The organism is Streptomyces sp. NPDC032822 (assembly GCF_055578825.1).
The window spans coordinates 355,534-368,869 of record NZ_JBVIOL010000005.1; the positions used below are offsets into that span (position 1 = coordinate 355,534).

A 13,336-nucleotide genomic window follows, 5' to 3' on the forward strand; every position below is an offset into this window, starting at 1 on the left:
CGGACTCTGGGGGGTGTGCTCGGGGGATGGTGGTTCGGAAGCTCCGCGTCGAGAGCTCCACGTCGAGCAACTCTGCTTCGACGCTCCGCTTCGGAAGCTGCTCCACTGATCCAATCCAGCCGCTTCTTGGTCAGTCAAGACCAGACTGGTCACCAATTGGCCTCAATGCGTGACCTGTTGTGAAGGCATCATGAACGTAACGACACCGAACCCGCCTAAGCGGAGCGGGTCGTAATGGATTCTTGACTCAGTGTGGCGCGAACCCCTGTACGAAGAGGCTGTAGTCTCGCCGAAGTTGGCGCCGGTCACCGTGGCGGGCGGGGTGTTCACGCAGGCTGAAGGCCCCCTGGCCCACCGGTTCGCAAACGATCAGAGACGGTCATGAAGGAGGCCTGGTGTCCACGAACGAGCCCCGGGGTGGCGTTCGGGGGTTCGCCGACCGCTGGCCGTTCCGCCGCAAGCTCAACGTCCTCGTGGGCGTTCCGCTCGGCGTGGTCGCGGCGTTGCTCTCGTACCTGATCGCCGACCAGGTGGGACAGGCGAGCGACGCGGACTCGGCGGCCCGGCTGGTGCGGGACAGCGCGCAGGTCGCGGAGCTGGTCGACCGGGTGGAGACGGAGCATCAGCAGGCCATCCTGCTGTCGGTGCGCTTCGAGTCGGCCGACGGCGGTGCCGCGCCGGTGCCGGCCGCCTACCGCAAGGCGCAGGCCGCGGTGGACACCCAGGTGGAGAAGGTCCGCGAGACCTTCGGGGACCGGCTGCCCGACACCGAGGCGCAGGCCCTGAAGGAGATCAACGGTCTCGGCAGCCTGCGGGACACCATCGAGCAGGGCTATCTGCCCGCCGACAACATCGACCCCGCCTACACCAACGCCTCCCAGGGGCTGATCGACGGCCTCGGCCTCGACCGCAACGCGGCCCTCGCCGCCACCTTCACCGGCAACCTGCTGGACTCCCTGCTGCGCGCCGACGCCGCGCACAGCGCGTTCGAGACGGCCGTGTTCTCCGCGCGGACCGGTGACAGCAACGCCCTCATCGAGTTCATCGGCGCGGTCGGCACCTACGAGCTGTACACCCACCAGGCGACCCGCTTCGCCCGGTTCGCCACCGAGGCGCAGACCGACGAACTCGGCGGCATCGAGCACAACAGCTCGCAGGCGGCCATCGGCCAGCACTACGCCGAGCTGCAGATCGACCCCAGCAACCTCCAGGCCGGTACGCCCGCGAAGATTCACCGGGCGTTCACCGAGGCCCTGGAGTCCTACCCCGAGTACCGCGAGCAGGCCGAGATCCGGCTGCAGATCACCTCCTCGCTGATCGGCCAGATCGCCGACCGGGCCGACGACGCCTCCACCGAGGCCACCTGGCGCGCGATCCTGCTGCTGGGCATCGCGCTCTTCCTCTTCGCCGTGTGGATCGCCTTCGCGGTGCTGGTGCGCCGCTCGGTGGTCCGGCCGGTACAGGCCCTCACCGGTGCCGCCCGCGAGGTCGCCGACGTCGCCGGCCGGGAACTGGCCCGCGTCGCCGACGAGGACACCGACGACGACGGACCGATCCGGCTGCGCGAGATCCCGGTCACCGCGAAGGACGAGATCGGCGACCTCGCCGACGCCTTCAACCACGTCCAGACCACCGCGTCCGCGCTGCTGGAACGCCAGGTGCTCAGCCGCCGCAACGTCGCCGAGATGTTCGGCAACGTCGGCCGCCGCGTCAGCAACCTGACCGCGCGCCAGCTGGCCCTGATCGACGCGGTCGAGCGCGGCGAGACCGACCCCGCCCTCCTGGAGCGGCTGTACAGCATCGACCACATCGCGGTCCGCCTGCGCCGCAACGCCGACAGCCTGATGCTGCTCGCCGGTATCCGCGAGACCGTCCTCGACTCCGGGCCGCTCGCGCTGACCAACGTCGTACGGGTCGCGCTCGGCCAGATCGAGGGCTTCCAGCGGGTGCGGCTGAGCGCCGGCACCGAGGTCATGGTCGAGCCCGACATCATCGGCGACCTCACCCTGATGGTGGCCGAACTCGTCGAGAACGCCGTGTCGTTCTCCCCCGCGGGCAGCCCGGTCGAGGTGACCGTCCGGGAGGGCGCCGAGGGCGCGCTCGTCGTCGTCGCCGACCACGGGCTCGGCATGAGCGCCGAGCGGCTCGCCGAGGAGAACGCCCGCCTGATCCGCCGCGAACGCCTCGACCTCGTCCCGACGAAGGTGCTCGGCCTGTTCGTGGTCGGCACCCTGGCCCGCCGCTGGGAGGTGTCCGTCACCCTGTCCCGCACACCGGGCGGCGGTGTCACCGCCGAGGTGACGATCCCGTCGTCGCTGCTGCTGACGATGAGCCCGATGGCCATCGCCACCGGCGGCGCCGGTGCGGCGACCGGTGCGGGCTCGGGAGCGGGTTCGGTTTCGGTTTCGGGCCCCGGCCGGGGTGTGGTGATGGGCTCGGGTCCGGTCCCCGCGGCCAGGGCCCAGGAGCCGGTACGCCCCACCCGCGCCGCCTCCCCGACCGGCTCCTCCGCCAACGGCTCCTCCCCGGCCCCTCATGACGGGGAGCCCACCCCGCTCCCCCGCCGGGTGCCCCAGCGCGACCCCGCGCCGGGCCGCGAGTCGGCCGCCGACGCCCCCTTCATCCCCAAGGCCCGTACCGGCGGGGCCACTGTGTCCGACCGGCCCGCCGACGCCGTCCCGGCCGACGCCGAAGCCGGTGCCGGCGACCCCGCCGACAGCCGCCCGCTGCGTCGTCGGGTCCGTGGCGCCACACTCCGTACGACGTTCGGGACCGATCCCGACCAGCAGGCCGCCCGCCGGGCCGCGCCGCGCGCCCTCGACGCGGACGCCGTACGCGACTCCCTCGACGAGTTCGAGGCGGCCGTCGAGCGCGCCCACCGCGACAGCGGAACCCACCCACTTCCCCCGGCCGGCAACGACGCCGTGACCACCACCCCCGATCCCGCATCCCACCCCCCGCACGACCAGAACCACTCCCCGGAAGGAGCGGAGCAGTGAGCACGTCGACAGGTGACACTCCGACGGGAGGCACCACGCCGGCCGAACTGCAGGCCGCCGCAGCCGACTTCACCTGGCTGTTGAATCGTTTCGCGACCGAGACGGCGGGCGTCGTCGACGCCATCGCCGTGTCGTCCGACGGCCTGCTCATCGCCGTGTCCGAGCTGCGCGAGCACGCCGACTCCGAGCGCCTGGCGGCGATCGTCTCCGGCATCACCAGCCTGGCCGCCGGAGCCTCCGGCAACTACGGCCTCGGCGGCCTCAACAAGGTCATCATCGACCTGGAGGGCGGGCACGTCCTGGTCTCCGCCGTCGGCAGCGGCGCCGTTCTCGGCGTCGTCACCGACAAGGAGGCCAAGCTCGGCAACATCGCCTACGAGATGACGCTGTTCGCCAACCGTGCGGGCAGCGCGCTCAATCCCCAGCTGGTGCTCGAACTCAAGAACAACGTCGGCGCCGCGTCGCGGCGCTGACCGGGCGCCCGCCCGGCCTAGGAGGAAGAACCACCCATGGCGGACGGCCGCACTCCCAGCAGTGCCGGCGGGGACGGCATCACGCCCCCGGGCCCGGACCCGGTCGGCCCCGTCCCCGCCGTACGGCCGTTCCTGGTCACCGCCGGCCGGGTGGCACCCAGCCCCAGCGGCCGGACGATGCCCGTCGAGACCCAGGTGGTGGCCACCGCCGAGGGACTCGCCGAGCTCGACCGGCTCTCCTTCGAACAGCACGACATCGTCGCCGAATGCCGTCGGCCGCAGTCCATCGCGGAGATCGCGGCCCGGCTGCGACTGCACCTGAACGTCGTCCGGATCCTCTCCGAGGACCTGCGCGTGGCGGGGCAGTTGACGGTGCACGTGCCCGACTCCGGCGTCACCCACGACGCATCCGTCCTGCGAAGGGTTATCGATGGCCTGCGGGCCATCCCCGACTCCCGAGGGGTTCTCCGTGACACCGACTGAACCGGCCACCCTCCCCGGGGCCGCGCAGGTCCCGGCCGAACGACCACCGCTGCCGGTCAAGATGGTGATCGCGGGCGGGTTCGGGGTCGGCAAGACCACCGCCGTCGGTTCGATCTCCGAGATCGAGCCGCTCACCACCGAGGCCGCGATCACCGAGGTCGCGGCGGGCGTGGACGACCTCAGCCACACCCCGCAGAAGACCACCACCACGGTCGCGATGGACTTCGGCTGCATCACCATCGACCCGACCCTGAAGCTGTACCTGTTCGGCACGCCCGGCCAGGAGCGGTTCGGGTTCATGTGGGACGACCTCGTCGAGGGCGCGATCGGCGGGCTGGTCATCGTGGACACCCGCCGGCTCGACGACTGTTACGCGGCCGTCGACTACTTCGAGCACAAGCAGATCCCGTTCGCGGTGGCCGTCAACGCCTTCGACGGGACCGTGGAGCACACCATGGACGAGGTCCGCTGGGCGCTCGACGTCAACGACCGTGTCCCGGTGGTGGTGTTCGACGCCCGCGAGCGCGGATCGGTCCGCGACGCGCTGCTCGTCGTACTGGAACAGGCACTGGCCCGCACCCAGGGCTGACCCGAACAGAGCTGAACAAGCAAGGCTGAACAAGCAGGACTTACACGAGCAAGGGCCCGGGAGACCACACCTCTCCCGGGCCCTTCGCGTCGGTCGATCCCGTCCGGTGGCTCCGTTCGGTGACCCCGTCCGGTGACTCCGTCGGGCTGCCGCCGCTCAGTTGCTGCCGCGTACCCCGGCGGACACCGTGATCCGGTTCACCGCCCAGAACACCGCGAGCGTGACGAGCGCCAGCCCGGCGACCAGGGTGGCGCCGCCCACGACCTTCTCGTAGTTGCGCTGGTAGAGCCCGTCGACGATGTACCGGCCGAGGCCGCCGAGCGAGACGTACGCGGCGATGGTGGCCGTGGAGACGATCTGGATGGCCGCGGAGCGCAGCCCGCTGAGGATCAGTGGGAGCGCCGCGGGCAGTTCGACCTGGAAGAGGACTCCGGCCTCGCTCATGCCCATGCCGCGGGCGGCGTCCACCGGTGAGGGGTCGACGGAGCGCATCGCCTCGTAGGTGGTGACCAGGATCGGCGGGACGGCGAGGACGACCAGCGGGATCATCACGTTCACCAGGCCGAAGCCCAGGCTCAGGGTCATCAGCACCAGCAGGCCGAAGGTGGGCAGGGCCCGTCCGGCGGTGGCGATCAGGGAGAGGGCGTTGCCGCCGCGCCCGTAGTGGCCGGTGACCAGCCCGACCGGCAGTCCGATCGCGGCGGCCAGGGCGAGCGCCTCCAGGGTGTACTGGAGGTGCTCCCCCAGACGCGTGGGGATGCCGTCGTAGCCGTGCCAGTGGGCGCTGTCGCTGAAGAAGGCGTTGATGAAGTTGACCAGGTTCACCGGGCTGCGTCCTCCAGGGCGAGGGCGGCCGGGTCGGGCCGGTCGGCCTTCGGTTTCGTGTGCGCCCGGCGCGGCATCCACGGCGTCAACAGGAGCCGTACGCCCACCAGGAGGACGTCGGCGAGGATCGCCAGGACGGCCATGGTGAGCACGGCGTTCACGGCGAGTTCGGGCCGGTTGTAGATGGTCGCGTCGTTGAGCAGGTTGCCGAGGGCGCCCTGGTTGCCGATGAGGGTGCCGACGCTGACGAGGCTGATGCTCGACACGGTCGCCACCCGCAGCCCCGCGATGATCGCGGGCACCGCGATCGGCAACTGGACCTGGACGTACCGGCGTACGGGCCCGAAGCCCATGGCGGTGGCGGCGGCGAGGGTCTCCTGCGGGACCGAGCGGACGCCGTCGACGATCGCCGGGACCAGGACGACGAGACTGTAGACGGTGAGCGGGATCATCACCGTGAGCTCGGTCTGGCCGGTGTAGTCGATGAGGAGGACGAAGAAGGCCAGCGAGGGGATGGCGTACAGCACGGTCGTCACCCACAGCACCGGCGGGTACAACCAGCGGAAGCGCACGCACAGTTGGGCCAGCGGCAGCGAGACCAGCAGTCCGGCGAGGACCGGCAGCAGGGCCTCGCGCACATGCAGCCCGATGAGACCGAGCCAGCTGTGCTGGAGGTCGCTGGGGATGTCGAAGAACCCGTTCATCGATCGGCCTTCGTGGACGTCGCGGCCTTCGTGGCCGCGCTCTCCGCACGGCCTTGTGCGTGGGCGCCGCGGATCGCCTCGCCGATGGTCTGCTGGGAGACGACCCCGGCCGCGCGGCCCTCGCCGTCCACGGCGACGGCCCAGCCGGTGGGCGAGAGCACCGCGCAGTCGAGGGCGGCCCGCAGCGAGTCCGTGCCGGCCGCGAACGGCCGCCCGTACGGCAGGAGTTCCTCCGCCCTGATGTTCCCGGCGGTCAGGGACCGCGGCTCGCTCCAGCCGAGCGGCCTGCCGTCCAGGTCCGTGACGAGGAGGTACGGGGTCCCGGCCGTGGTGCGGGCGGCGATCTGTTCGGCGGTGGCGTCGATGGCGACAACCGGCGCGGTGAGCAGGTCGAGTCCGGCCGAGGGGAAGAAGGACAGCCGCCGGATGCCGCGGTCCGCGCCGAGGAAGTCCTCGACGAACGCGTCGGCCGGGGCGGACAGCAGTTCGGCGGGCGGGGCGAACTGGGCGAGCTTGCCGCCGGTGCGCATCACGGCGACCATCGTGCCGATCTTGACGGCCTCGTCGATGTCGTGCGTGACGAACACGATGGTCTTGCCCAACTCCTCCTGGATGCGCAGGAGTTCGTCCTGGAGTCCCTTGCGGACGATGGGGTCGACGGCGGAGAACGGCTCGTCCATGAGCAGCACGGGCGGGTCGGCGGCGAGCGCCCGGGCCACGCCGACGCGCTGCTGCTGTCCGCCGGAGAGCTGGTAGGGGTACCGCTTGGCGAGGGCGGCGTCGAGACCGACCCGCTCCATCAGCTCACGGGCCCTGGCCCGGGCCTTGTCCTTGCCCCAGCCGAGCATGCGGGGCACGGTGGCGATGTTGTCGATGATCGTGCGGTGCTGGAAGAGCCCGGCGTTCTGGATGACGTATCCCATGGACCGGCGCAGCGTGTTGACGGGCTGCTGGAGGAGGTCCTTGCCGTCGAGGAGGATGGTGCCCTCACTGGGCTCGACCATCCGGTTGATCATGCGCAGGGTCGTCGTCTTCCCGCAGCCCGAGGGGCCGACGAGGACGGTGATCGAGCGGTCGGGTATGTCCAACGAGAGCCGGTCGACCGCCACCGTGCCGTCCGGGTACCGCTTGGTGACTGAATCTATCCGTATCAAAGCGCCGAATACCCCTCGGGTGTGGCAGAAGATGCCCAGTTTCGGTCACGACCGTGCAGGCCGTTGCGGGGAGAGTCTAGACGGCGCCGTTCGACACCTTTCCGGGGCCGCACCTTAGGCGTTCGGCGTCACCGGGCTGTGCGCATCCTGTGAGCCCGCTGATTCTCACTCTTCGCTCAGAGCCCGCTCAGGGATCCCCCAGAAGCGGCCCCGATCGTCACCGGCATGAACGAAACGAACGCGGGAGGCGTCCGGCGGCGGTCGGTCGAGATCGTGGTGCCGGTCCACAACGAGGCACACGTCCTCGCCGACGGCATCGGCCGTCTCCACGCACACCTCGAAGCGTCCTTCCCGTTCCCGTTCCGGATCACGGTCGCGGACAACGCGAGCACGGACGCCACCTGGCGGGTCGCCGCCGGCCTGACCGACCTGCTGCCCCACGTGCACGCCGTCCATCTGGAGGCCAAGGGCCCGGGCCGCGCACCGAAGCACGTGTGGAGCAGGTCGACCGCGGACGTCGTCGCCTACATGGACGTCGGCCTCTCCACCGGCCTCGAAGGCTTCCTGCCGCTGGTGGCGCCCCTGCTCTCCGGCCACAGCGACCTCGCGACCGGCAGCCGTCCGCACCGGCAGTCGGACGTCGTACGCGGCCCCCAGCGGGAGTTCGTCTCCCGCTCCTACCACCTGCTCCTCAAGCTGGGCCTCGCGGCCCGCTTCTCGGACGCGCGGTGCGGCTTCAAGGCCGTACGCACCGACGTCTTCCGGGCGCTGGCCCCGCACATCGAGGACAACGCCTGGTTCTTCGACACCGAACTCCTCGTCCTGGCACAGCGCAACCGGCTGCGCCTGCACGAGGTGCCGGTCGACCGGGTCGACGGCCCCGACAGCCGGGTCGACATCGTCCGCACCGCCGTCGACGACCTCAAGGGCGTGGGCCGGATGCTCCGGTCCACGCTCAGCGGTCGGGCCCGCATCGCCGCCGTACCGCGCCGGACCCGCACCCCGCAGGTGCCGGCCGCCCGCACCACCACCCCTGCCGTCCTGCCCTCCGGGGCGAACAGCCACCTGGAGTACGCGTCATGACGACCCTCGCCCCGCCGCCCGCGGTGCCCGTCCAGGAGCGCGCGCACCGGGCCGCGCCGCCCAGCGCGGGCAGCCGCGCCCGCAGGCTCTTCACCGGCGCCCCCGAGGACCCGCGCTGGGCCCGCCCCGCCCTGTGGGCGGTCCTGGTGCTGGCCACCGCCCTGTACGCCTGGAACCTCTCCTCCGTCACCGGCAACACCTTCTACAACGCGGCCGTGTACAGCGGCACCAGGAGCTGGAAGGCGTTCTTCTTCGGCGCGCTCGACTCCGGCAGCTTCATCACCGTCGACAAACCGCCGTTCGCCCTCTGGGTGATGGGCCTCTCCGCCCGCCTCCTCGGCTACGGCACCTGGCAGTTGGCGCTGCCGATGGTCGCGCTCGGCGTCGGCTCGGTCGGCCTGCTGTACCGCATGGTCAAGCGGGACTTCGGCCCGGTCGCGGGCATCATCGCCGCCCTCGCGCTCGCCCTCACCCCGATCACGGTCGCCATCACCCGGGACACCAACCCGGACCCGGTTCTGGTCTTCCTGATGCTGCTCGGCGCCGCCGCGCTGATGAGGTCCGTGCGCACCGGCAGGCTGATGCCGCTGGTCTGGTCCGGCGTCGCGATCGGCTTCGCGTTCAACACCAAGATGATGCAGGCGTACGTCGTCCTGCCCGCGTTCTTCCTGGTCTACCTGTGGGCCGCGAAGGGCGGCCTGGGCCGCCGCCTCCGCAACCTCGCGCTCGGCACGGTCGCGCTCGTCGTCTCCAGCGCCTGGTGGATGGTGGCCGTCGACCTGATCCCGGCCTCCTCCCGCCCCTACATCGGCGGCTCGACCGACAACACGGTCTGGGACCTGGTCATCGGCTACAACGGCTTCGGCCGTATCTTCGGGGCGAGTTCGTCGGCGGGCTCGCAGGGCAACGGCGCCGGTTTCGGCGGCGAGGCGGGCCTGTACCGCCTGTTCAACGAGATCATGGGCGGCCAGATCTCCTGGCTGATCCCCTTCGCCCTGGTGGCCCTGGTCGGCGGCCTGGTGCTGCGCGGCCGGGCCCCGCGCGCCGACGTCAAGCGGGCGGCGCTGCTGCTCTGGGGCGGCTGGTTCGTCCTGCACTACCTGACCTTCGCGCTCGCCGAGGGCACCTTCCACCCCTACTACGTCACCGCCATGGCCCCGGGCGTCGCCGCCCTGGCCGGTATCGGCGCCGTGCAGCTTTACCGGGCCTTCCGGAGGGCTCGGCGGCGAAGTGGGGCTGGGTGCTTCCGGCGGCCGTCGCGGGCAGCACGGTCTGGGCGGTCGTCCTGCTCCAGCGGGTCTCCGGCTCGGGCACGGTGTACACGGTCGCGGAGGTCGTCGCCGGGGTCGCGGGCGCCGCCTCGGTGATCGGGCTGCTGGCCGCCCGGTTCACCGGGCGGCGGAAGCTGATGGGGATCGCCGCGCTGGCCGCCGTCGTGGCCCTGCTCGCCGGTCCCGCCGCGTACTCGGTGTCGGCGGCGACCACCGCGAGCACCAACGGCACCAATCCGACGGCCGGTCCGAGCACCGGTGGAGGCATGGGCGGCGGCGGGGGCGGCATGGGCGGCGGCAGTCGGCCCAGCGGCAACGCGCCCAGCGGGACGGGGAGTGCGAACTCCGGCACGTCCGAGGGCCAGTCCATGGGAACACCTCCGACCTCGTCGTCGTCCACGTCGTCCTCCGCTTCCTCGGAGTCGGGCAGCCAAACAGGTGGTGGCGGCATGGGCGGCGGCACCCAGGTCTCGTCCGCGATGATCACGTACCTGAAGAAGAACCAGGACGGTGCCACCTGGCTGGTCGCGGTGGCCACCGACCAGACCGCGTCCTCGATCATCCTGGAGTCGGGACAGCCCGTGATCTCCATGGGCGGCTGGTCCGGCAGCGACAACGCGATGACCCTCGCCAAGCTCAAGAGCCTGGTGAAGTCCGGCAAGCTGCACTACATCGTGATCAGCGACAGCGGCCAGGGCTCGTCGAACACCGCGATCTCCACCTGGGTCGAGAAGAACGGCACGGCGGTGTCCGACTACAGCGGCCTGTACCGCCTGGACGCCACCGACGTCGGCTGACACCGAGGAAAGCGGGAAGCCCCCGCGTCGGGAGACGCGGGGGCTTGCGGCTTCCGTCCCTCACGCGGCGGCCGAGCCGCCCTCCCCGGTGGCCGGGCCCGCGACCGGGAAACCCGGCGTCCGCAGCACCTGCCGTCCGGCGTCCACGGCGAACACCTCGCACCCCGGCAACCCCGCGGCCCAGTCGACGCCCTCCGTGCCCATCGCGAAGGCCGCCGTGGCGACCGAGTCGGCCTCCGTGAGCGTCGGGGCGACGACGGTGAGGCTGAGCAGACCGGTCGCCGGTCGCCCGGTGCGGCCGTCGACGATGTGGTCGCCGCGCTCGTAGCGGGCGGAGGTGGCGACCGCGCCGTCCGTCAACTCCAGGACCGTGCACAGTTTGTCGGCGTGCTCGGGGTGGCGTACCCCCACCCGCCAGGGGCCGCCGGCGGCGACCACGTCACCGCCGGCGTTGAGGCAGAAGCGCCGCGCCCCGGCGGCCGTGAGCAGCTCCGCCGCCCGCTGCACCGACCAGCCCTTGACCACCGCGCAGGGGTCGAGGCCGCGGCCGGGCAGCCGGACGTCGAAGGCGCCGCCGGTGGCGAGGCGGTAGTGCTCGCACAGGTCGAGGACCTCCCGCAGGTCCGCGCCGAGGTCACCGGTCGTCAGCTCGCCCCGGTCGAGCCGGGAGACCTCGCTGTCCGGCTTGAACGGGCTGAACCGGACGTCGACCTCGTGCAGCCAGGCGAAGACCGCGTCGGCGGTCTCCTCGCCGATGTGCGCGTCGTCGACCCGGAGCGAGACCGGGAACCCCATGACGTGTTCGACCCTGTGCATGATCAGCCCTTCGCGTCGATCGCGGCCTGGAGGGACTCCCGGTAGCCGCCGCTGGTGATCGTCGCCCCGGACACCGTGTCGATGTCCGCGCTCTGCGCCTCGAGCGTCTCCGCGATCAGCTTCGGCACCGCCGCCGTGGTCTGCGGATGGTTCGGCTGCTGAAGCATCTTCACGGAGTCGATCTCGTCGCCCTCGAAGGTGACCTCGACCTGGACGGTGCCCTTCTCGGTGTTCACGGCCGAGCCCGCCACGACCTGGGTCGAGGAGGCCGCCGAGGCGGAGGCGGACGGCGAGGCCGTCGCCGTCTTCGCGTTCTCGTCGATCGCGGCCTGGAGGGACTCCCGGTAGCCGCCGCTGGTGATCGTCGCCCCGGACACCGTGTCGATGTCCGCGCTCTGCGCCTCGAGCGTCTCCGCGATCAGCTTCGGCACCGCCGCCGTAGTCTGCGGATGGTTCGGCTGCTGGAGCATCTTCACTGCGGTGATCTTCTGGCCCGCGAAGGTCACCTGGACCTGCACGGTGCCCTTCTCCGTGTCGATCGCCGAGCCGGAGACCACGGTGGACGAGGAGCCCGACGAGCCCGCGGAGGGCGTCGAGGCCGGCGTGGAGATCTGGCTGGAGGACGTGTCGGTCGACGGCTGGTAGAGCCAGACGGGCACCAGGCCCGCGATGCTCAGCACGACGACAGGTATGGCTCGCTTCACGATGTTGTCTTCCTCATCCCGCCAGGCTGAAGCGTTCGAAATGGATCTGCGGCTTGGGCACGTCCAGCTCGCGCAGGCTGCCCAGCACCGCGTTCATCATGGGCGGCGGCCCGCACAGGAAGACGTCCCGGTCGGCGATGTCCGGCACCAGCCGGGCCAGCTCGCCGGACGCCAGCCGGTCGGGGACGGGCGGGCCGGTCACCAGGTGCAGTTCGCAGCCCTTGGCGAGGGCGAGGTCCCGCAGCTCGTCGTAGAGGACCGCGTCCCGGTCACTGGCGACGCGGTAGATGACGACGGCGTGGCCCTGGATCTCCTCCAGCAGCGCGCGGATGGGCGTGACACCGACGCCGCCCGCGATGAGCACGGACTCCGAGCGGGTGCGGTGCAGGGCGGTGAAGGCGCCGTAGGGGCCCTCGGCGAAGACGCGGGTGCCGACCTTGACGTGGCGCAGGGCGGCGCTGCCGTCGCCCGCGGCCTTGGCGGTCAGGCGCAGGGTGCGGCCGTCGGGCGCGGCGGAGAGGGAGAACGGGTTGGCCTGCCACCAGCGGTCGGGGGTCAGGAAGCGCCACAGGAAGAACTGGCCGGCCCGGGCGGGCATCCGGTCGAGGTCGCGGCCGGTCATGTAGATGGAGACGACGTTGTCCGACTCGGGGACGACGGCGGTGACGCGCAGCTGGTGGCGCCAGTTCCGCCACAGCGGGAGCACGAGCCGGCCCACGAACACCGAGGCGAGGGCGACGCCCCACAGGCCGTACCAGTAGGCGGTGGCGGCGGAGGAGGCGGTGAAGGTGGTGCCGACGGCGACCTGGTGGGTGAAGGCCAGCACCACGGCGACGTAGGTGTACAGATGGATGAAGTGCCAGGTCTCGTACGCGAGACGGCGCCGGGCGGCACGGCCGGACACGGCGCCCACCACGATGATGATCGCCAGGGCGACGATCGCGCGGAGCACCCCCTCGGTGGTCTCGGCGAGGTCGACCAGCTGGCTGATCGGGCCGACGTCGGTGCCCTCGGCGTAGCCGAAGGTGATGAAGACGGCGTGTCCGAGCAGCGAGAACAGCAGGCCGAAGCCGGTCCAGCGGTGCCAGGACGTCAGCCGGTCCATGCCGATCCGGCGGTCGAGCCAGGGCAGGCGGGCCACCAGGACCAGCTGGAAGGCCATGATGAGCGCGGCGTACAGGCCGGTCAGCCGGCCCAGCACGATGAGCGCGTTCGACGCGAAGCCGGCCTGGGCGAAGAAGTAGGTCACCACGGCGACGTTCGCGGCCAGCACGGCGTACAGGCCGGTGCGCGCCACCACCCTGGGGCGTTGTATCGCCGTGGGGGGCGCAGGGGGCGATTGGACGGCAGTCACGGGGTGAGCTCCTTGATCGGGTCCGGGGTATCGAGCTTCCCCGCAGGGAGCTGTCGTTTTACTGTCGTACGACTTTCAAGTGCT

The 13,336-nt window shown here is 71.5% G+C and carries 11 protein-coding genes and 1 pseudogene; 6 read left to right on the forward strand and 6 right to left on the reverse strand.

What is annotated here, in order from left to right; all coding sequences use genetic code 11:
- The first annotated feature begins 395 nt into the window (after positions 1–395).
- The 4 genes from ACZ5VD_RS17180 to ACZ5VD_RS17195 are packed head-to-tail and all read left to right on the forward strand — an operon-like array spanning position 396 to position 4,544.
- Positions 396–2,999 carry an ATP-binding protein gene (locus ACZ5VD_RS17180; protein ID WP_468682601.1) on the forward strand — a complete coding sequence of 868 codons (2,604 nt, stop codon included), beginning with the start codon at positions 396–398 and terminating at the stop codon, positions 2,997–2,999.
- Complete coding sequence (locus ACZ5VD_RS17185; RefSeq protein WP_468548149.1) at positions 2,996–3,472, forward strand: roadblock/LC7 domain-containing protein; 477 nt, start codon at positions 2,996–2,998, stop codon at positions 3,470–3,472. Before ACZ5VD_RS17180 ends, ACZ5VD_RS17185 begins: the two co-directional genes overlap by 4 nt.
- Before the next feature lie 36 nt (positions 3,473–3,508).
- Entirely contained in the window at positions 3,509–3,955 is a 447-nt protein-coding gene (locus ACZ5VD_RS17190; protein WP_468548150.1) for a DUF742 domain-containing protein, read from the forward strand.
- Entirely contained in the window at positions 3,942–4,544 is a 603-nt protein-coding gene (locus tag ACZ5VD_RS17195; RefSeq protein ID WP_468548151.1) for a GTP-binding protein, read from the forward strand. Before ACZ5VD_RS17190 ends, ACZ5VD_RS17195 begins: the two co-directional genes overlap by 14 nt.
- Before the next feature lie 156 nt (positions 4,545–4,700).
- Here the strand turns inward: ACZ5VD_RS17195 and ACZ5VD_RS17200 are convergent, their stop codons facing one another.
- From ACZ5VD_RS17200 to ACZ5VD_RS17210, 3 genes are read right to left on the reverse strand one after another with little or no spacing between them, the layout of a single operon-like run.
- Positions 4,701–5,369: an ABC transporter permease gene (locus ACZ5VD_RS17200; RefSeq protein ID WP_468548152.1), complete on the reverse strand. Its 669-nt coding sequence runs from the start codon at positions 5,367–5,369 to the stop codon at positions 4,701–4,703.
- The gene (locus tag ACZ5VD_RS17205) at positions 5,366–6,073 is read right to left on the reverse strand and encodes an ABC transporter permease (protein WP_468548153.1); all 708 of its coding nucleotides are present in this window, start codon (positions 6,071–6,073) and stop codon (positions 5,366–5,368) included. The genes ACZ5VD_RS17200 and ACZ5VD_RS17205 overlap by 4 nt, the downstream gene beginning before the upstream one ends.
- Positions 6,070–7,227 (reverse strand): ABC transporter ATP-binding protein, encoded by a 1,158-nt coding sequence (locus ACZ5VD_RS17210; protein WP_468682602.1) that lies wholly within the window; start codon positions 7,225–7,227, stop codon positions 6,070–6,072. Before ACZ5VD_RS17210 ends, ACZ5VD_RS17205 begins: the two co-directional genes overlap by 4 nt.
- A gap of 225 nt (positions 7,228–7,452) precedes the next feature.
- On the opposite strand from ACZ5VD_RS17210, the gene ACZ5VD_RS17215 reads away from it, so the two are divergent.
- Positions 7,453–8,310 carry a glycosyltransferase gene (locus ACZ5VD_RS17215; protein WP_468682603.1) on the forward strand — a complete coding sequence of 286 codons (858 nt, stop codon included), beginning with the start codon at positions 7,453–7,455 and terminating at the stop codon, positions 8,308–8,310.
- Positions 8,307–10,378 (forward strand): annotated as a pseudogene (locus ACZ5VD_RS17220) (ArnT family glycosyltransferase). Before ACZ5VD_RS17215 ends, ACZ5VD_RS17220 begins: the two are co-directional and overlap by 4 nt.
- Before the next feature lie 60 nt (positions 10,379–10,438).
- Here the strand turns inward: ACZ5VD_RS17220 and ACZ5VD_RS17225 are convergent.
- From ACZ5VD_RS17225 to ACZ5VD_RS17235, 3 genes are read right to left on the reverse strand one after another with little or no spacing between them, the layout of a single operon-like run.
- Positions 10,439–11,194 carry an FAD:protein FMN transferase gene (locus tag ACZ5VD_RS17225; RefSeq protein ID WP_468682604.1) on the reverse strand — a complete coding sequence of 252 codons (756 nt, stop codon included), beginning with the start codon at positions 11,192–11,194 and terminating at the stop codon, positions 10,439–10,441.
- Between the two features lie 2 nt (positions 11,195–11,196).
- Positions 11,197–11,898 carry an FMN-binding protein gene (locus ACZ5VD_RS17230; RefSeq protein WP_468682605.1) on the reverse strand — a complete coding sequence of 234 codons (702 nt, stop codon included), beginning with the start codon at positions 11,896–11,898 and terminating at the stop codon, positions 11,197–11,199.
- Positions 11,899–11,911: 13 nt separating this feature from the next.
- Positions 11,912–13,252, reverse strand: a complete 1,341-nt coding sequence (locus tag ACZ5VD_RS17235; RefSeq protein ID WP_468548159.1) for a ferredoxin reductase family protein — start codon at positions 13,250–13,252, stop codon at positions 11,912–11,914.
- Positions 13,253–13,336: the final 84 nt, after the last annotated feature.

What these genes read in the sequence shown, in the direction of transcription:
- ACZ5VD_RS17190 (WP_468548150.1), top strand. Translation starts at nt 3,509, where the DNA reads ATGGCGGACGGCCGCACTCCCAGCAGTGCCGGCGGGGACGGCATCACG.
- ACZ5VD_RS17205 (WP_468548153.1), bottom strand. Translation starts at nt 6,073, where the DNA reads ATGAACGGGTTCTTCGACATCCCCAGCGACCTCCAGCACAGCTGGCTC.
- ACZ5VD_RS17215 (WP_468682603.1), top strand. Translation starts at nt 7,453, where the DNA reads ATGAACGAAACGAACGCGGGAGGCGTCCGGCGGCGGTCGGTCGAGATC.
- ACZ5VD_RS17225 (WP_468682604.1), bottom strand. Translation starts at nt 11,194, where the DNA reads ATGCACAGGGTCGAACACGTCATGGGGTTCCCGGTCTCGCTCCGGGTC.